Annotated in this window: 16 protein-coding genes; 11 read left to right on the top strand and 5 right to left on the bottom strand. The window is 63.5% G+C overall.

Features of this window, described 5'->3' with window-relative positions:
- Positions 1-31: 31 nt before the first annotated feature.
- Positions 32-640 carry a TetR/AcrR family transcriptional regulator gene (locus tag J4D52_RS22475; protein ID WP_007931453.1) on the bottom strand — a complete coding sequence of 203 codons (609 nt, stop codon included), beginning with the start codon at positions 638-640 and terminating at the stop codon, positions 32-34.
- A 135-nt stretch (positions 641-775) separates the two neighbouring features.
- Here J4D52_RS22475 and J4D52_RS22470 point away from each other — a divergent pair, with 135 nt between their 5' ends.
- Positions 776-1702: a DUF808 domain-containing protein gene (locus J4D52_RS22470; protein WP_009042777.1), complete on the top strand. Its 927-nt coding sequence runs from the start codon at positions 776-778 to the stop codon at positions 1700-1702.
- Positions 1703-1738: 36 nt separating this feature from the next.
- Here the strand turns inward: J4D52_RS22470 and J4D52_RS22465 are convergent, their stop codons facing one another.
- Positions 1739-3154 carry a PLP-dependent aminotransferase family protein gene (locus J4D52_RS22465; protein ID WP_025805246.1) on the bottom strand — a complete coding sequence of 472 codons (1416 nt, stop codon included), beginning with the start codon at positions 3152-3154 and terminating at the stop codon, positions 1739-1741.
- A 275-nt stretch (positions 3155-3429) separates the two neighbouring features.
- On the opposite strand from J4D52_RS22465, the gene J4D52_RS22460 reads away from it, so the two are divergent.
- The 10 genes from J4D52_RS22460 to J4D52_RS22415 all read left to right on the top strand — a co-directional run bounded on the left by J4D52_RS22460 (position 3430) and on the right by J4D52_RS22415 (position 14001).
- The gene (locus J4D52_RS22460; RefSeq protein ID WP_025805247.1) at positions 3430-4434 is read left to right on the top strand and encodes an inducer of phenazine A; all 1005 of its coding nucleotides are present in this window, start codon (positions 3430-3432) and stop codon (positions 4432-4434) included.
- 185 nt (positions 4435-4619) lie between these two features.
- Positions 4620-6797, top strand: a complete 2178-nt coding sequence (locus J4D52_RS22455; RefSeq protein ID WP_063429047.1) for an iron-containing redox enzyme family protein — start codon at positions 4620-4622, stop codon at positions 6795-6797.
- A gap of 16 nt (positions 6798-6813) precedes the next feature.
- A complete protein-coding gene (locus J4D52_RS22450) occupies positions 6814-7857 on the top strand; it encodes an inosamine-phosphate amidinotransferase (RefSeq protein ID WP_025805249.1) in 1044 nt (347 codons plus the stop codon).
- Between the two features lie 14 nt (positions 7858-7871).
- Positions 7872-8498 carry a LysE family translocator gene (locus J4D52_RS22445; protein WP_007931461.1) on the top strand — a complete coding sequence of 209 codons (627 nt, stop codon included), beginning with the start codon at positions 7872-7874 and terminating at the stop codon, positions 8496-8498.
- 65 nt (positions 8499-8563) lie between these two features.
- Complete coding sequence (locus tag J4D52_RS22440) at positions 8564-10405, top strand: carbamoyltransferase (protein ID WP_025805250.1); 1842 nt, start codon at positions 8564-8566, stop codon at positions 10403-10405.
- Between the two features lie 34 nt (positions 10406-10439).
- The gene (locus tag J4D52_RS22435) at positions 10440-10583 is read left to right on the top strand and encodes a hypothetical protein (RefSeq protein WP_007931463.1); all 144 of its coding nucleotides are present in this window, start codon (positions 10440-10442) and stop codon (positions 10581-10583) included.
- Positions 10584-10610: 27 nt separating this feature from the next.
- Complete coding sequence (locus J4D52_RS22430; RefSeq protein ID WP_063429048.1) at positions 10611-11933, top strand: aspartate aminotransferase family protein; 1323 nt, start codon at positions 10611-10613, stop codon at positions 11931-11933.
- 59 nt (positions 11934-11992) lie between these two features.
- Positions 11993-12595, top strand: a complete 603-nt coding sequence (locus J4D52_RS22425) for a formyltransferase family protein (protein ID WP_025805252.1) — start codon at positions 11993-11995, stop codon at positions 12593-12595.
- An 81-nt stretch (positions 12596-12676) separates the two neighbouring features.
- Entirely contained in the window at positions 12677-13306 is a 630-nt protein-coding gene (locus J4D52_RS22420) for a LysE family translocator (RefSeq protein WP_025805253.1), read from the top strand.
- Positions 13307-13395: 89 nt separating this feature from the next.
- Entirely contained in the window at positions 13396-14001 is a 606-nt protein-coding gene (locus J4D52_RS22415; protein WP_009042782.1) for a LysE family translocator, read from the top strand.
- Between the two features lie 69 nt (positions 14002-14070).
- On the opposite strand, the gene J4D52_RS22410 is transcribed toward J4D52_RS22415, so the two are convergent.
- The 3 genes from J4D52_RS22410 to J4D52_RS22400 all read right to left on the bottom strand — a co-directional run bounded on the left by J4D52_RS22410 (position 14071) and on the right by J4D52_RS22400 (position 18354).
- Positions 14071-16101 (bottom strand): FUSC family protein, encoded by a 2031-nt coding sequence (locus J4D52_RS22410; RefSeq protein WP_102677668.1) that lies wholly within the window; start codon positions 16099-16101, stop codon positions 14071-14073.
- Positions 16102-16274: 173 nt separating this feature from the next.
- On the bottom strand, positions 16275-17063 hold the full coding sequence (locus J4D52_RS22405; RefSeq protein ID WP_025805255.1) for a VacJ family lipoprotein: 789 nt from the start codon (positions 17061-17063) through the stop codon (positions 16275-16277).
- Positions 17056-18354 carry a hypothetical protein gene (locus tag J4D52_RS22400; RefSeq protein ID WP_063429052.1) on the bottom strand — a complete coding sequence of 433 codons (1299 nt, stop codon included), beginning with the start codon at positions 18352-18354 and terminating at the stop codon, positions 17056-17058. The genes J4D52_RS22405 and J4D52_RS22400 overlap by 8 nt, the downstream gene beginning before the upstream one ends.
- Between the last annotated feature and the right edge of the window lie 102 nt (positions 18355-18456).

Raw genomic sequence — 18456 nt, 5'->3', positions numbered from 1 at the left:
GCAGCCTGCGGCAGCGGCTACAGGGGCTGGCTTACTTGTCCGTTTCGCAGCCCTTGAGCACCAGGCGGATGATGGTCTGGGCGGCGGCTTCGTAATCGGACTCGTCCAGCTTGGCCTTGCCGGTCACCACCGAAATCTGCCAGTCGAAATCGGCATAGGTCTGGGTCGCGGCCCAGATGCTGAACATCAGGTGGTGCGGGTCGATGGGCGCGATCTGACCACGATCGATCCAGGTCTGGATGCAATCGATGTTGTGCTTGGCTTGGGCATTGAGCTGCTCGACCTGGTCCGGGCTCAGGTGCGGGGCACCGTGCATGATCTCGCTGGCGAACACCTTGGAGGCGAAGGGCAGGTCGCGGGAGATGCGGATCTTCGAGCGGATGTAGCCGCTCAGCACTTCACTGGGCACGCCGTCGGCGTTGAACGGGGTCGAAGCCTGGAGGATCGGCTCGATGATGCTTTCCAGGACCTCGCGGTAGAGGTTTTCCTTGGATTTGAAGTAGTAGTAGACGTTGGGTTTGGGCAACCCCGCCTTGGCCGCGATGTCGCTGGTTTTGGTCGCAGCGAAGCCTTTGTCGGCAAACTCTTCACTGGCTGCCCGCAGGATCAGTTCTTTGTTGCGCTCGCGGATGGTGCTCATAAACCAGGTGATTCCTTGCCTGTTCGGGCGGTTGCGCATGGTAGCACCGGCCTTGCGCGAGGCTCAAGAATGCCCCGCCAGCCCTCGTTGCGCGCTATGCTTCGCAACATTTATGACCTCAAGGAACCCTGATCCATGGCCGGAAGCAGTTTGCTGGTGCTGATCGACGATATTGCCGCGGTACTCGACGATGTGGCGCTGATGACCAAGATGGCGGCGAAGAAGACCGCCGGGGTGCTGGGGGACGACCTCGCGCTCAATGCCCAGCAGGTTTCCGGGGTGCGCGCCGAGCGTGAGTTGCCGGTGGTCTGGGCGGTGGCCAAGGGCTCGTTCCTGAACAAGCTGATCCTGGTGCCCGCGGCGCTGGCCATCAGCGCCTTCGCGCCCTGGCTGGTGACGCCATTGCTGATGCTCGGCGGTGCCTACCTGTGCTTCGAGGGCTTTGAAAAGCTCGCCCACAAGTTTCTCCACAGCAAGGCCGAGGATCAGGCCGAGCACCAGCAACTGATCGAAGCCGTGGCGGACCCGGCCACCGATCTGGTGGCCTTCGAGAAGACCAAGATCAAGGGCGCGATCCGCACCGACTTCATTCTCTCGGCCGAGATCATCGCCATTACCCTGGGCACCGTCGCCGACGCGCCGTTGATGCAGCAGGTGGTGGTGCTTTCGGGTATCGCCATCGTCATGACCGTCGGGGTGTATGGCCTGGTGGGTGGCATCGTCAAGCTCGACGACCTCGGCCTGTGGCTGACACAGAAGCCGGGCCAGGTGGCGAAAAGCATTGGCGGCGCCATCCTGCGCGCGGCGCCCTACATGATGAAAAGCCTCTCGGTGATCGGCACCGCGGCGATGTTCATGGTTGGCGGCGGCATCCTCACCCACGGTGTGCCGGCGGCGCATCACTGGATCGAGACTGTCACGGCGCACACGGCCGAGGCGGTTGGCGGGTTTTCGCTGATCATGCCGACGCTGCTCAATGCCGTGGCTGGCATCATCGCCGGCGCCGCGGTACTGGTCGTGGTGTCGCTGGGCGGCAAGCTGTGGCGCGCGGCCAGGGCCTGATTCGCTGAAGGCCCTCGCCGCAGCGGCGAGGGTTTGTCAGGCGGGAAGCAGTTGCGCGACCGCCAGGCCGATCTTGTTGATCGCCTGTTCGATCTTGCGGTTGGGCACGCCGGCAAAGTTCAGCCTGAGGCAATTGCGGTACTTGCCGGCCGCGGAAAAGATATTGCCGTTGGCGATCTGGATATCCTCGGCTTCCAGCAGCCGGTTCAGGGTGTAGGTGTCGAACTCGTCCGGCAGCTCCACCCACAAGGTGAACCCGCCCTGGGGTTTGCTGACCCGGGTGCCTTCCGGCAGATAGCGGCTGACCCACTCGGTCATCAGGTCGCGATGGCGCTGGTACTGTTTGCGCATCCGCCGCAGGTGCGGCAGGTAATGCCCCTTGGCAATGAATTCGGCAACCGCCAGCTGCGGCTGGGTCGCGGTGGTGCCGGAGCCGACGTATTTCATGTGCAGCACTTGCGGCAGGTAACGCCCCGGGGCGATCCAACCGATCCTCAGGCCCGGCGCCAGGGTTTTCGAGAACGAACTGCACAGCAGCACGCGCCCATCGTCGTCGAATGACTTCAGGGTGCGCGGCCGCGGGTAGCGGAACGCCAGGTCGCCATAGATATCGTCTTCGATGATCGGCACGTCGTAGCGCTGGGCCAGGCGGATCATCGCGCGCTTGCGATCGTCCGGCATGATGTAGCCCAGCGGGTTGTTACAATTGGGCGTGAGCTGGATGGCCTTGATCGGCCACTGTTCCAGGGCCATTTCCATGGCTTCCAGGCTGATGCCGGTGACCGGGTCGGTAGGAATCTCCAGGGCCTTGAGGCCGGCGGCCTTGAGCAGCTGGATGATGCCGTGAAAGCAGGGGGAGGCGATGGCCACGATATCGCCGGGTTCGCACAGGGCGCGGATGGCGATGGACAGGGCCTCCTGGCAGCCGCTGGTGACGACGATTTCCGCGGGTGTCAGGCGGCAACCTGAGTCGACGCCAAGGCGGGCAATCTGCTCGCGCAGGGTCAGCACACCTTGCAGGTGGTTGTATTGCAGGCTCGGGCTGTCGCTGCGCCGGCTGATCCGCGCCAGGGCGGTCAGCAGCGGCTTGAGGGTCGGCGCCGTGGTGTCGGGCATGCCGCAACCCAGTTGAATGGCATTGGCGTTCTGCTCCTGGCGCATCAGGTCCTGCACCAGGTCCCACTGGGAGATATCCACAGGCCGCAACGACGGCCGTCCCATCTTCGGCAACTCCGGCAAACGCCGGCCGGCCGGGACGAAATAGCCCGACTTGGGTTTGGGAATAGCCAGTCCCGAGCTTTCCAGAACCCGATAGGCCTGTTGCACGGTGGTGAGGCTGACGCCGTGCTCGAGGCTCAGGGCCCGCACCGAAGGCAAACGCTCCCCCGGCCCGTATAACCCCTGCTCAATGCGGCTGCTGATGTATTCGGCGAGATTCAGGTATCGAGTCATGCGGGGGACTGTAGCGACTCATCTGTCGTATAAAAAGTTACAGATTCCACTTTTTTTGAAAATTTTTAGTGGAGAAAAAGCAATCTGTACTGAGAAAAATCATCCAGCGTGTACCTATAAGACAGTGGTTGCCTTTGGGAAGATGGCCCGCATCGCGCTGTACTGGTTGTTCTTAAATACAGTTGCGGCGCAATTCAGAGTCCCCCCGGGCAACGTGCAACGGGCTTCCCCCTCAGGCTACTTTAGACGATGACTTCTCAAGGAAGAGCAGGGTAATGACGGCAAGGATCAAACTGACTCCACAGATGGCTGAGTACGAGCAGAAGTTCACCGACGGTGGTGAGGTTCGCTGGCTGCCTTATTTGATGTATTTCCATCCTACCGACCACAGTTCGGAGGTGGTCAATACAGATGCCTCGGGCTTCCGCTATTCCGAGTTGCTGGGCATACAGTATTCGGTGGTCAACAGCCGCCACGCCAAGAGCGTGCGGGTGCTGGCCGGCAGTTCGACCGTGTTCGGCATCGGTGCCAGTTCGGATGCCTGGACACTGCCTTCGCGCCTGGCCGAGAACGATCCGGACAGCAAACCCTGGATCAACTTCGGCGGACGCAGTTTCAACTCGACCCAGGAACTGACGCTCTTCACTCTTTACCGTCATTTGCTGCCCAAGGTCGACGAAATCGTGCTGTTTTCCGGGTTCAACAACCTGGGGCTAGCCCGCCAGCCACAAAGCAGCCGTGGCGAACACGGCGCTTTCTTCAACTGCAACCAGTTCTTCGACGCCATGCGTCCGGAGACTCAGGCACCCAAGCGCGGCATGTTCCGCGCCTTGCTCGGCAAGGAACAGGAAGAGCCGACGCCCGAGCCGCCACCGTCCATGGAAGAGCAGATCGAATACGCCGCCGACCTGACCCTGCGTCACCTGGATACCTGGCGCGCGCTGGCGGCCGACATGGGCGCCAAGCTGACCTTCATTCTGCAGCCGCTGGCCGGCTGGGTCCGGGAAAAGGGCTGCGACGAGGAAGAACAGTTGTTCGCCGAGCTGGATCGCGCCGGCAGTTTCAGCGAGGTCTATGGCGACATCCTGCAGCCCAGCGTCTGCGAGGCCTATGCCGCCCGCCTGCGCGAGGGCGCACAGAAGATGGGCGTGCGTTTCGTGAACATTACACCGCTACTGTCCGAGGCCCTGCGGCCTGAACAGTGGTTGTTCGTCGACCGTATTCACTTCACCGACCAGGGGAACGATTTCGTTTCGAAAATCATCCTCGATGTTCTTTAAAGGAGTCTGCCATGAGTTACATCAAGAGCTTGTTCCAACGCCTGTTCGGCAAGAAGAAAAAGAAGAAGCCGGACTCTTCGATCTACCCGATGTTCTGATCTCGACACCCGACGTCATTGCTTGCCGATGACTGAGGGCCGGCAATGGATTGCCTTGGTCTCCAACCTGGAAGGGAAGTAAACAGTATGTGGCGCCAGTTTTATCGATCAGTCAGCAACCCCGAGAGCTTTCTGGGGGATGTCAGTATTCGGCGTCTGATGGGCCTGGCCGCACCGGGTGAAGCCGGTGCGGATGGCTTGGCCGGGTTGCGGGTACAGATCGAGCACTGGCGTGACGAGCAGGCCCAGGCTTACCGCGAACTGGCCAGCCAGGCCGCGGAGCTGGGCAACCAACGGGAATTCGCCGAGGCACTGCTGGTGCACTCGGCGCCATTGGCCTCGGTGCTGGGCTGCTGGCTGCAAGGCATGAGCGCCCCCGGGGTCTTCGAGGACAGCGCGCAGCTCAAGCTCATGGAGCTGCTGGCCCACGACGTGGGCGTCGGGCGGCCCCTGGCATCGCGCGCCGACCACTTCAAATCGCTGTTGGTACAGGCGGGGCTGACCGCCTATGCGGTTTCGCCGTTCGAGCTTTCCACGCTCCCCGACCTGCCTGACGAACTGTTCGAATTACCCGCGTTGCTGCAAGCGGTGAGCCGCCGCAGCGATGCCTTTGGCGACACCCTGTGCGGCATCGACTATGCCTGGCGTGCCCTGGGGCTGAGCCCATGGTGGTCGGTGCTGGGTGCCCAGCAGCTGGACGTCCGCCGGCTCGACCTGAACCAACTGGATGAAACCGCGGGCGACAGCTCGGCGCTGGAGATCTCCCAGTGGGTCTGCGAGCAGGTTGCCTGCCTGGGCAGCCTGCGCCGCCTGCAACTGGAGGCGGGTGCCCAGTGGTTGTTCGCGGCCCTGAAGACTTTCAACGAGCGGCTGCTGGCGCACTGTCGGGCCGCGGTATCGCCCGAGCGCCTGATGGGCAAGATGATCCAGCGCATGGCCCGGGCCGGCGCGGTCTATCACCAGGATTACAAGATGGAAGGCCGCAGCCTGGCGCAGTGGCTGCGTGAGGCCCAGGTCGACCCCGTGCCGCTGCTGGAAATGCTTTCACGCAGCCGCCTGATCGTGCCGGGCAACGCCGAGAAGAGCCTGTTGGTCAACACCCTGGTCGCGCCGAACGGGCGCATGTTCCGGATTTTCAGCGAGGCCGACCTGAGCGTCATCCGCAAATGGATCGATGGCCTGTCCGGCCCGATCCAGCGCGCAGAAGCTGGCGAAGTACCAGCGCCAACCCCTTGCCATCCAGTGGTTCCACAGGTGCTGGGCGAGGACATTCAGGAGCAGGGCCAGTGGCCCAAGAGCCTGCGCGAGGCCTATTTCGTCTTGCAGGGCAGGGCGCTGGCGCCTCGCACCCAGGCTTTTGCCCAGGCTTATGTGACGCGCTGGCTGGAGCAGTCGCGCCGCTCGCTGCAAAACTCCGAACGCACCTTGCCCGAGCCCTGGAATGTCGGCGTATTGCGCGAATGGTTGCTGGACAAGCACGACCGCCACGGCCAGGAGTTCGAAGAAAGCGACCCGGCGGCCATGCCGTCGCGCGAGGAAATCGTCGACTCCACCCTGCAACTGGCGCCGCTGACCCTGATCGACGGCGCCTGGCTCCAGGGCTTCACCGACCTGACGCTGGCTTCGTCCCATGTCGGTTACGCGCTGTTCCAGACCTATTGGGACGAGCTGGGCAACGGCTCCTATGCGCTGAACCATCCGAAAATCTACCGCGACGGCCTGCGCCAGATGGGGCTGGAGCTGGCGCCTACCGGTGCCCGCGAGTTCGCCGAGGATGAGCGGTTGCGCGAGGCGTCGTTCCGCTTACCGGTCTACTGGCTGTGCCTGGGCAAGCTGCCGGTGACCTTCATGCCGGAAATCCTCGGCATGAACCTGGCGATGGAGCTGTCGGGGGTGGGCGGCAGCTATCGCTCGGCCCGACGCTTCCTCCGGCACTACGGCTTCAGCACGGCGTTCGTCGACCTGCACAACACCATCGATAACGTCACCACCGGGCATTCGGCCTGGGCGGTGGACGCCATCGACGCCTACATGCGCCAGGTCGCCGCGTCGAAGCCGGCGGAACTGGCAGCACACTGGCAGCGGGTCCGCGTCGGCTACGAGTCCCTGGCACCGCAGCCGGACCGTCTGACGTCCTGGTTACAGCGCCTGGGTATCGGCTCTGCGGGCGCGGTCCTGCCCCGGAGCAAGACGCGAGGCGAGGATCAGGCGCTGTTCCATCACGAACCTATTGTCCCTGCCGCGCCGGTTGGCGTAACGGCCTGAACATCAAGGAGTGCCCATGTCTCTGGTCAACGTGCACAACGAGTGGGATCCGCTGGAAGAAATGATCGTCGGCGTCGCCCAGGGCGCGCAGGTGCCTCGTCCCGATCGCGGCCTGTTCGCCCTGGATTACAGCGAGCAGCATGACTACATCGAGGACATTCCATCCGGCCCCTACCCGCAGCAGGTCATCGAGGAAGCCAGCGAGGACCTGGACGCCTTTGCCGCCTTCCTGCGTTCCCACGGGGTCATAGTGCGGCGCCCGGACGTCACTGATCATCGCGCGGTATTCGGCACCTGTGCCTGGAAAACCGACGGCGAATACAACTACTGCCCGCGGGATGTGCTGCTGCCCATCGGCCAGACCATCATCGAGGCGCCGATGGCGCTGCGCAGCCGCTACCTGGAACCGTTCGCCTATCGTCGCCACCTGGCCGAATACTTTGCCAGCGGCTCCAACTGGATTTCCGCGCCCAAGCCGCAGCTGCTGGACAGCACCTACCGGATCAACCCCAAGGACGGCTCGATCATTGCCAATGACGAGCCGATCTTCGACGCCGCCAACGTGATCCGCGTCGGCGAGGACATCCTCTATCTGGTCTCCCGCAGCGGCAACGAACTGGGTTGCCAGTGGCTGCAGCGGGTGCTGGGCGATCGTTACCGGGTGCACCCGGTGAGCGGCGTGTACGACGGCACGCACCTGGATACCACCATCACCGTGGTCCGCCCGGGGCTGGTGGTGCTGTGTCCGGAGCGGATCCGCAAGGACCAGGTGCCGGCGCTGTTCAAGAACTGGGACATCATCTGGGCGCCGGAGATGGTCGACACCGGCTATTGCTGGTCCTACCCGCGCGCGTCGATCTGGCAGGGCATGAACTTCATCATGGTCAACCCGGCGCTGGCGGTGATCAACGACCAGCAGGTGCCGCTGATTCGCGCCCTGGAAAAGCACGGTATCGATGTGGCGCCGCTGAAAATGCGCCATGCCCGCAGCCTGAGTGGCGGCTTCCATTGCGTGTCGGTCGACATTCGTCGCCGCGGCACCCTTGAAGACTATCGTTGAGCGGAGCCTGGGGCATGCAGAATCTGGACTACTACGCCGTCATCCTGTTCGCGATTTCCACCTGCGTGACGCCGGGGCCGAACAACGTGATGCTGATGTCCTCCGGGGTCAACTTCGGCATCAGCCGCACCCTGCGCCACGTCGCGGGCATCAACATCGGCTTTCCACTGATGCTGATCGCGGTGGGGCTCGGCGCCGGCGCGGTGTTCCATCGTTATCCCAGCCTGCACGACATCCTGCAGGTCGTCGGTGCCCTGTACATGCTGTACCTGGCGTACCGGATCGCCACGGCGCCCACGGTCGATCTCGACGACCAGGGCGGGCGCCCGCTGGGCTTCACCGGCGCGGCGCTGTTCCAGTGGGTCAACCCCAAGGCCTGGATCATGGCGGTGGGCGCGGTCCTGGCCTACACCACGCCGGTCGGCTCCTACAGTGCGCAGATCCTGCTGATCGCCTTGATCTTCTTTCTCTTCGGCTCGCCCTGCTCGATGGTCTGGGTGCTGTTCGGACGTTATTTGCGGCGCTTTCTCAGCGAGCCGAACCGGCTGCGGCTGTTCAACATTTCAATGAGTGTGTTGTTGGTGGTGTCGTTGATTCCGGCATTAAAAAGCCTGCCGGTCTCAAGTTGGTTGCACGGATGACGGACTGTGCACAGACACAGGGAATTTCCATGGATTGGCATGAAGCTATGAGGATGAGCGTTTAAATGGCTACTTACGTATTAGGGATTTCGGCGTTCTATCACGACAGCGCCGCGGCGCTGGTGAAGGACGGGGTGCCGGTGGCGGCGGCCCAGGAAGAGCGCTTCACGCGGGTGCGGCACGACGCGGCGTTTCCGGCCAATGCCATCAAGTACTGCCTGGACGCCGAGGGTATCGGCCTCGATGAGCTGACCGCCGTGGTCTACTACGAAGACCCGCAGGAAAAGTTCTCGCGGATGATTTCCTCCTTCGCCAGTGGCGGCATCAGCGGTGCGCGCACCTTCATCAGCACCATGCCGGAATGGATCCGCTGGAAGCTCAATGTGCTCAAGTTCATCGACGAGAAGCTCGAGGAACTGGGACGTGGTACCGGACCGCTCACCATCGCTTCGCAGCACCACCGTTCCCATGCCGCGGCGGCGTTTTTCCCGTCGCCGTTCGAGCAGGCGGCGGTGCTGTGCATCGACGGCATCGGCGAATGGCATTCGACCACGATCTGGAAGGGCGACGGCTCCAAGCTCGACCTGATGAACTCGATTTCCTATCCGCACTCGGTCGGCCTGTTCTACTCGGCGTTCACCTATTACTGCGGTTTCAAGGTCGACTCCGGCGAGTACAAGCTCATGGGCCTGGCGCCCTATGGCCGGCCGATCTATGCCGACAAGATCCGCAAGGAACTGATCAACATCCGCGCCGATGGCTCCTTCACCCTGAACATGAAGTACTTCGAGTACCTGCGCGGCGAGCGCATGGTCGGCGAGGCCTTCGAGGAACTGTTCGGCGGCCCGGTGCGCAAGCCGGAGAGCCCGATCACCCAGCGCGAATGCGACTTGGCGGCCTCGGTGCAGCAGGTGACCGAGGAAGTGGTGCTGGGGCTGGCCACCGCGGCTGTGCGGCAGACCGGTTACCGCAACCTGTGCCTGGCCGGTGGCGTGGCGCTCAACTGCGTGGCCAACGGTGTGCTCAGTCGTTCCGGACGTTTCGACGCAATCTGGATTCAGCCTGCGGCCGGCGATGCCGGCTGTGCCCTGGGGGCGGCCATGGACTATTCGGTCAAGCGCACCGGGCGCCCGCACCTGGGCAGCAAGAAGCTCGACGCCATGAGCGGCAGCCTGTTGGGACCGGGTTTTGGCGATGAAGAGATTCAGGCGTTTCTCGACGCCAACCAGTATCCGTACCGGCGCTTCGAGGGTGCCGATCTGTATGACGAAACCGCGCGGCACCTGGCCGACGGCGCCGTGGTCGGCTGGTTCCAGGGACGCATGGAGTTCGGCCCGCGAGCCCTGGGCGCGCGCTCGATCCTCGGCGATCCACGCAATCCCGAGATGCAGCGCACCATGAACCTGAAGATCAAGTACCGCGAATCCTTCCGGCCCTTTGCCCCGGCGGTGCTGGACGAGGACGCCCAGGTCTACTTCGACATCTGCGAGAAGAGCCCGTACATGCTGATGGTTTCGCAGGTCAACGACTCGATCAAAACCGCCGAGTCGTTGCAGCCCGGTGGCCCCGAGCGTGGCCTGGGCAGCATCAACTCGATCCGTTCGCAGCTGCCGGCGGTGACCCATGTCGACCTGTCGGCGCGGGTGCAGACGGTGACCGAAGAAAACAACGCGCCGTTCACCCATCTGCTGCGCAGTTTCAAGAAGCGCACCGGCTGCTCGGTGCTGGTCAACACCTCGTTCAACGTGCGCGGCGAACCGATCGTGTGCAAGCCGGAAGAAGCCTATGCCTGCTTCATGCGCACCGAGATGGATGTGCTGGTGCTGGGCAGCTTTATTCTCGAGCGCACGACCCAGCCGGAGTTCGTCGAAGAGGTCGACTGGCGCAACGAGATTCCGCTGGACTGATCGCTCACTCACTTTTTATTCAGGAGACAAGGCCATGCTCAGGTTGCTTTCGTTGTTGATGTTCGCTGTGGTGTTGCTACCGATCGGCTGGGCGCGCCGGATATTCAATTCCTCGCGCTTCAGCCAGCGTTTCCATCAAGGCTCGACGGCGTGGGACCACCCGGAAAACACCCGTTAGGCCGCATAACTGCAAGGGCTCGGATCCATGTCAACGGTCATCTACAAGAACTTGAATGCCTCACCGATTCACGCCGTCAATGGCGCTGGGGTCTGGCTTGAGGATGCTTCGGGCAAACGCTACCTCGACACCTGCGGCGGGGTGGCGGTTTCCAGCCTGGGACATGGACATCCACGGATCGCCGCGGCCATCGAGCAGCAGGCGAAAAAACTCAGTTGGGCCCATGCCGGCAGCTTCACCACGGCCGCCGCCGAGGAGTTGGCGGACCTGCTGGTGGGGGCCTCCGGCGGGTTGGCCAAGGCGCAGTTTCTCTCCGGCGGCTCCGAGGTCATGGAGCTGGCGATGAAAATTGCCTACCAGTATCAGTGCGAGCGCGGGCTGCCGGGCAAATCGATCTTTATCTCGCGCCAGCAGAGCTACCACGGCAGCACCCTGGGGACCCTGTCGATTTCCGGCAACCTGCAGCGTCGCGGGGTCTTCGAGCCTCTGCTGGGGCCCGCCGAATTTGTCTCGCCCTGTTATGCCTATCGCCATCAGGGCGCCGATGAAAGCGACGAGCAGTACGGGACGCGCCTGGCGCTGGAACTGGAGGAAAAAATCAGCGCGCTGGGCAGCGACAGGGTGGCGGCGTTCTTCGCCGAAACCGTGGTCGGTTCCACCAACGGCGCGGTGCCGCCGGTGCCGGGTTACTTCCGCAAGATCAAGGCGGTGTGCGAGCGCCACGACGTGTTGCTGATCCTCGACGAGGTCATGGCCGGCATGGGGCGTACCGGCAGGTTCTTCGCCTATGAGGACGACGGCATCGTGCCGGACATGGTCGCGGTCGGCAAAGGCCTGGCGGCCGGTTACCAGCCGATCTCGGCGTTGCTGGTCAGCAGCCAGGTGCATGAGGCCATGGCGGGCAACTCCGGGGTGCTGGGCAACGGCCAGACCCACGTCAACCATCCGCTGGCCTGCGCGGTTGCGCTGGAGGTGCAGCGGGTCATCCAGGACGAGAACCTGCTGCAGGCCGTGCGTCTGCGTGGCGAGCAATTGCGCCACGGCCTGCGCGAGTGCCTGGCGCGCTTCGAGCATGTCGGCGATGTGCGCGGGCGCGGCCTGTTCGTCGGGGTGGAGTTCGTTCAGGACCGGGGCACCCGCGAGCCGTATCAGGGTGGCGGTCGTTACGCCGCGCGGCTCAAGGCGCAGGCACTGGAGCAAGGGCTGCTGATCTATCCGGGTTCGGGAACCGCCGATGGCGTCCAGGGAAACCACGTGCTGTTCGCGCCGCCCTTCATCTCCAGCGAAGCGGAAATCGCCGAAATGGTCGAGCGCTTCACGGCGGTGGTCGAGGCCTGCCAGCAGGGCTAGCGGGGAGGGCGGACCGGGGTGTTTTCGAAATGTACCAACAGCCAATAATGGAAAAGACTATGCAGACCATCGAACCATGCAAGGACAAAGTTCTATTGTCGGTGTGCACCATGGACTGGTGCGATCACGGCGTTGAATTCGCCAAGACGGTTTTTTCCAACCTGGAAGTGTTCTGTTGGGACCCGGGCGACCCCTATCCGTATCACCTGGAAGACTGGGAAGGCGACTGGATCATTTCCTATCGCGGCGACTTCATCTTCCCGCCGAGCATCTATCAGCGGGCCCGCAAGGGCGCGATCAACCTGCACCCGGCGCCGCCGAAGTACCGCGGCCTGGGCAGCCAGCACTACGCGATCTACTACCAGGATGAAACCTACGGTTCGACCTGCCATCACCTGGCGCCCTCGGTGGACAGCGGCGACATCATCCACGTCGCGCGTTTCAACGTCGCCCCGGCGGAAACCGCGTCTTCGCTGCGCCTGCATGTCGGCGCCTATTGCCTGCAGCAGTTCATCCACCTGTTGACCGACTACATCCTGCAAGGCCGTCCGTTGCCGGTGTCGCCCGAGCGTTGGGGCGAGCGGCTGTACAAGCAATCCGAACTCAAACCCTGGATGGAAAAGATCCGGGCCGAAGAACCCGATCATCGCTGCTTCAAGTAGCGAGGATGGATGCCGGCCCGCGCGGGGCGGCATCCCCGGTTGGTAAACCCTGCTCCCGCGACTTCTACGAGAGACCGTCAAATGTTTGATTTATCGAGCTTTGGTGCTGCTATGGCCGTTTATGTCATCGGAACCGCCAGCCCTGGCCCGGGTAACCTGGCGATTGCCAACACCTCGCTCAGCTACGGGCGTACCCCGGGGCTGGCGCTGGCGGCCGGGGTCATTTCCGGTTCGTTGTGCTGGGGGGCGATGACGGCCGCGGGCGTCTCGGCCTTGCTGATGTCCAACACCCAGGTGCTGGTCTGGCTGAAGATCCTCGGCGCCTGCTACCTGTTATGGCTGGCCTACAAATCCATCCGCGGCGCTTTGAGCCCCAACGCGGTCAACCTCAACCGCGCCCGGGCCAAACAGAGCCGCACGCTGGGGTTCTACCTGCAAGGGCTGGGCATCCACCTGACCAACCCCAAGGCGGCCCTGACCTGGTTCACCGTGACCACCGTCGGCCTCAGTGCCACGGCGCCGTCCTGGGCCAGCTTCGTGCTGGTGGGCAGCTGCGCGGTCGCCGGCTTCGTGATTTTCTGTGCCTATGCCCTGGCCTTTTCCGCGCGTTCGGCGGAGCCGTTTTTCGTCCGCACGCGCAAGGCTTTCGGCCTGGTGTGCGGCGCGTTCTACACGATGGTCGCCGCGGGCTTCATCGGGTCCTTGCTGTAAGCGTGGATAAGCCTCGCCCGTGGCGATCGCCGGGGCGAAAACAATGAATCAGGGCTCTGTTCGGAGCATGTACTTCTCAGGATGACTGTATGCCGTTGTCGATCGACTTGTTGTTGGCTTTCGCCTTGTTTGCCTTTGTCACCTCGGTGACCCCCGGACCGAACAACACCATGCTGCTGGCCTCGGGGGTGAATTTCGGATTCCGTCGCACGGTGCCGCATATCCTCGGGATCAGTTCGGGGTTCCTGGTGCTGGTGCTGGCCGTCGGCCTGGGCCTGGGGGCGGTGTTCGAGGCCTACCCGGTGTTGTACAAGGTGCTGCGCTACGTCGGTGCCGCCTATCTGCTGTACCTGGCCTGGAACATCGCCCGTTCCGGGCCGGTGTCCCAGGAAGTCGATGGCAAGGGCCGGCCACTGGGGTTCTGGGGCGCCGCGGCGTTTCAGTGGGTCAACCCCAAGGCCTGGGTCATGGCGCTGGGGGCCATCAGTACCTACACGCCGTTGCAGGGTTACTTCTTCAACGTGGTGGTGATCGCCAGCCTGTTTGCCTTGATCAACGCGCCGAGCGTCGGGGTCTGGGCCGGGTTCGGCAGCGTGCTGCGCAATGTCCTGCGCGATCCGCGCTGGTTGCGCCTGTTCAACTACGGCATGGCGTTGCTGCTGGTGATTTCGCTGTTCCCGCTGCTGCAAGCCTGAGGGGCCTTCGCAGGGCGTTATGCCGCCACCCGCCGCAACCGGCGCGTGGCGGTTTTTTTTGCCCGCTCATTACCCCTGGGCGACAGCTGCCACGCCGGGTTCGTGGCGGGTCAGGCGGCACCATTTGTGCCAGGTGAATTGCAGTTGCAGCAGCGCCGCCCTGGCCATTTCCAGATCCTGTTCCGGCAGATGCGGTGCCTGCTCCAGGGCCTTGAGCAGGGCGATGGTCGGAGCGTCCAGTCGATCACTGCGGCGTGGCGTCGGTCCGCCTGACTTGAGCAGCGTGGCGATGCTCTGCAGGTAGTGTCCGCGTTCGACAGCCAGAGCGCCGGTCGCGGCGCCCAGGCTGGCGCGCAATTGCAGTAATTCGTCGCCCAGGTCGAGCCCGAGCAGGCCGTTGTCCCAGTGCTGGCGGCGTTCCTGGGGCAGGCTTTCGGAGTAGCGCGCCAGGCGGATCAGGCGGTCGGCCATGCGCCCGCCGAACCAGCTCTCGGCTTGCTCCAGCGGGCGCGAGGTGAGTTGCGCCAGGTCGAACAGCGAGGCGCGGAACATCCGCCGGTAGTGATGCTCGCCAGGGTTGAGGCTGACCAGGCGGAACACCAGGACCGCGATGCCGACGCCGACCAGGGTCGCCATGGCCTTGTTGAGGAAGTTGGCCAGGTCGTAGGTCATCAGGTTGCCGGGGCCGACGTTGTTGACGAAAAAGATACAGAACGCCGACGCGATCGGCGCCATCCGCGGCTTGCTCATGCACAGCGAGGCACAAAACAGCGGCACCCCGAGGCCCACGCACAGCAGCGGGAAACCATCCCAGCCGGGCAGCAAGCCCAGGCCGACGAAGCCGGCGACCGGTACCGACAGGGCGATGCCCTTGAGAAAGTTGAGGCTGGAGGCAGAAGGGTTTTCCCGGCCGGCGAACAGGCTCAGCACCACCCCGCAGATCGACACCGCACCCAGGCCGGAGGGCCAGGCCGAGAGCACCCAGAAGCCGGCCACGGCGAGAAACGCCAGGGCGCTGCGCAGGCCGCCAAGGATGCCTTGCTCGATATCCCGGTGCCAGGACAGGGCGCCAGGCGCGCCGTGGGGTACCCGGCCTTGCTCGACGGCCTGCAGGGTCTGCGCGCTGCGTTCCAGCAGCACCGGCACCTGAGCCAGTTGCATCAGGCACAGATGCGCGTCCTGTGACAGGCTGCGGTCCTGCAGCGCCTCTTGAAGGCGTGCCGACAATTGGACGATCGCCTCTTCGTCGTTGTGTTCCAGGGCCGTAGCCAATTGTTCGATCAGTGGCGCCACGGAGGTCTTCGCGGTGCTGTCGAGCATCAGTTGCTGGCGGGCCACGCCGCGGGCGGCACGCAGCAGGCTCAGCAAGTCGCGGCTGAGCACCCGCAGGGCCCGGGAGCGCCGTCGTCCCTGGGGGCCTTCGAACCAGGCGTGATCGCGCTGGGCATCGACCGCCACCAGCTTGCCGAGGGCTTCCAGCAGCCCCTTGCGCTGGTCCTGGCCGATCAGCTCGGAGGCTGCGGCGCGCATGCCGGCTTGCCAGGCCGCCTTGCCCTGGGTGGCCAGCGCCTGTTCGACCCGGCGCGGCCAGAGCAGGGTGCTGGCGATCGCCGCACAGATGATGCCCAGGCTGATTTCCGAACAGCGAGCCACGGCCTGGTCGAACACCAGCAGCGGATGGGCGGTGGCGGGCAGGGCGATGATCGCTGCGGTATAGCCGGCCAGTACGAAGCCGTAGGAGGCGTGATTGCGCAGCAGCGAGGCGCCGGTGGTGCAGAAGGCCAGCCACAGCGCCATCGCCAGCAGAAACAGCAGGGGCTTCTGGCCGAACAGGCCGATCAGCACGATCGAGGCCAGGGCCCCGCTAAAGGTGCCGAGCAGACGGAAGGCGCCCTTGGCCAGGACCATGCCGCTGCTGGGCTGGCTGACGATGAACACAGTGGTCAGGGCCCATTGCGGCTGCTCGAGGTTGAAACGAAAGGCCAGGTACAAGGCAATGACCCCGGCGATCATGTTCCTGATGGCGAACAGCAGGTCGTTGCGGCTGGGAGCCAGGACGGCCAGCCAGAAATCGGGGATTCGCAGGGTAGGGCTTTTCATTCGCAAGGCACATAGATAGCTAGCTAATGATTAGCATCGTATCTACTTGCCTGGAAAATTCCAATGAAGATTTTTCCGCGTCTGGCGAGGATGCAGGCGGGTAGGAGAGCAGGGTTTATCGGAGGGGGAAGAAAGAAAAAGGGCCCTGTGCGGATGGCTGGGCCCTTGAGGAATCACTCGGCGATTTGCAGCTTGCGCGATTCGGTGTAGACGTAGCGGACTTTCTCGTACTCGAATGGTGAGTCCAGCTGGCCATAGCGGAAGCTGGTCTGATAGCGCTTGTCGATGCTGCGCAGGACCCAGAGCTCCGGGTGGTTCGAGCTGACCTCGGAAACGTTGAGGAAGTTGATCGCCGACTCGGTGGTGTAGTCCACGACCAGCCCGGCGGTGTCGCGAAGGTTCGAGGGCCCGAGGATCGGCAGGACGAAATAGGCGCCGCCCGGCACGCCGTAGAAGCCCAGGGTCTGGCCGAAGTCTTCGCTCTGGCGTGGCAGGCCCATGCTGGTGGCCGGGTCCCAGAGACCGCCGATGCCGATGGTGGTGTTGACCAGCAGGCGCGCGGTGGTGTTCAGCGAGCGCTGGCCCTTGAACTGCAGCAGGCTGTTGACCAGGTTGGGCACGTCGCCCAGGTTGTTGAAGAAGTTGCTCACACCGGTGCGCAGGAAGCTCGGGGTGATGTAGCGGTAACCGTCGACCACCGGCAGGAATACCCACTGATCGAAGCGGTAGTTGAAGTGGTAGACCCGACGGTTCCACGACTCCAGCGGGTCGTAGACGTTCAGCGCGTTGAGGGTCGAACGCTCGAATTCGCGCTGGTCCAGGCCCGGGTTGAACTTGAGCCGCTTGAGCGGTTCGGTGAAGCCGTCCCCGTCTGCGACCACGGGTGTCTCGGCCTTGCTGTCGTCGGCATTGGCATAACCTGCGCAGAACAACGCAGCGATGAGCAGGAGATGTTTAGCCACGGAAGAACTCCAGCATGGCGTCGCTGTTGACGCGGTAGTTGAGGTTGCCGCAATGGCCGCCATGGGGGTAGACCGTCAGCCGGTCGCCAAAGGTCTTGCGCAGGAACCCCAGGTCGCCCGGGCCGAGGATCACGTCGTCGGCGTTGTGCATCACGGCGATTTTCGGACTGTCCCGCAGGTAGTCCTTGAGTGCGTACAGGCTCACCTGGTCGATCAGTTGCAGCACGCTGCCGCCGTCGGTGCGGGCGCGCCACATCGGGATCACCTGCTCGGTGAGGTAGCAGTCGAAGTCGCATTGCAGGGCGCGCTTGAGGAATGGCGTGAGGCTGGTGCCTTCGCTGATCGGGTACTTGGGCGGGGTGATCAGGCCGCGGCGGTTGATCAGATCCGAGGTGAAGGCGATGTCGGCGGCGGAGAAGCGGAACGAGGTGCCGATCAGCATCGCCATCTGCTCGTTGCTCAGGTGCTGCTTGGACTGCTGGAAGTCATAGAGCAGGGCATCGTTGAGGTCGATATAGCCCTTCTGCTGGAAGTAGCGGGTCAGCTTGTTCAGCACCAGCTCGTAGAAGGTGGTGGTGTTGTTGATGCCCTTGACCTCCGTCTGCACCAGCTTGTCGAGGTTGGTGACGGAGGTATAGAGATTGACCGGCGGGTTGAGCAGCAGGACTTTCTTGAAGTTGAAGCTGCGCCGGGTTTCGTCCAGCTTGCTGACGAAGGCCGCATCCAGGGCGCCGAGGCTGTAGCCGGTGAGGTAGAAGTCGGTGACCGGCAGTTTCGGGTTCTGCGCGCGCACCGCCTGCATCACGCGGTACATGTCTTCGGCGTCTTCCTTGGTCACGCCCGGCGTGGCGAACCGCGAGGCGGCGCTGATGAAGTCGAAGCTGGTGGGCGAGGACAGCTGCACCACATGGTAGCCGGCCTGGTAATAGAGCTTCTTCAGGTATTCGTTGAGGCTGCTGTCATAGCGCGCGCCGGTGCCGGCGATAAGGAAGATCAGCGGTGCGGCATGGTCCTGCTCGGCGATGCGGTAGGTGAGCTTCTTCACGGCCCAGAAGTTGTCCGGCAGGATGAACTCGCGCTCGGGGCGCAAGGTCAGGCTGCGGTCCGTCTGATTGATGTCGTCGTCACTCGGCAGCTTCGGACGCAGGTCCGGCGGAGTGGTGGCAATGGTCGCCTCGAACGGATTGGTCAAGGGGTAGCCATAGCTGGCGGCGTCGATGTCGACCGCGAGCGCGGACGCACTCGAGATAAGGCCGCCAAACAGGGCAGCGAAGCGCAAGGAACGGAGCATGACTAAATCCCTGTAGAGGAAGGTGCCGAGTGAAGTTCGCAGGCTATGACCACCGGGTTACTGCCGAAGTGCCATGGCACGGCACAAAAAACGATCGAGGCA

This window comes from Pseudomonas sp. GW460-12-10-14-TSB1, from assembly GCF_017349775.1.
Lineage (GTDB): Bacteria > Pseudomonadota > Gammaproteobacteria > Pseudomonadales > Pseudomonadaceae > Aquipseudomonas > Aquipseudomonas piscium.
This window is presented reverse-complemented; position numbering and strand designations above follow the sequence as displayed.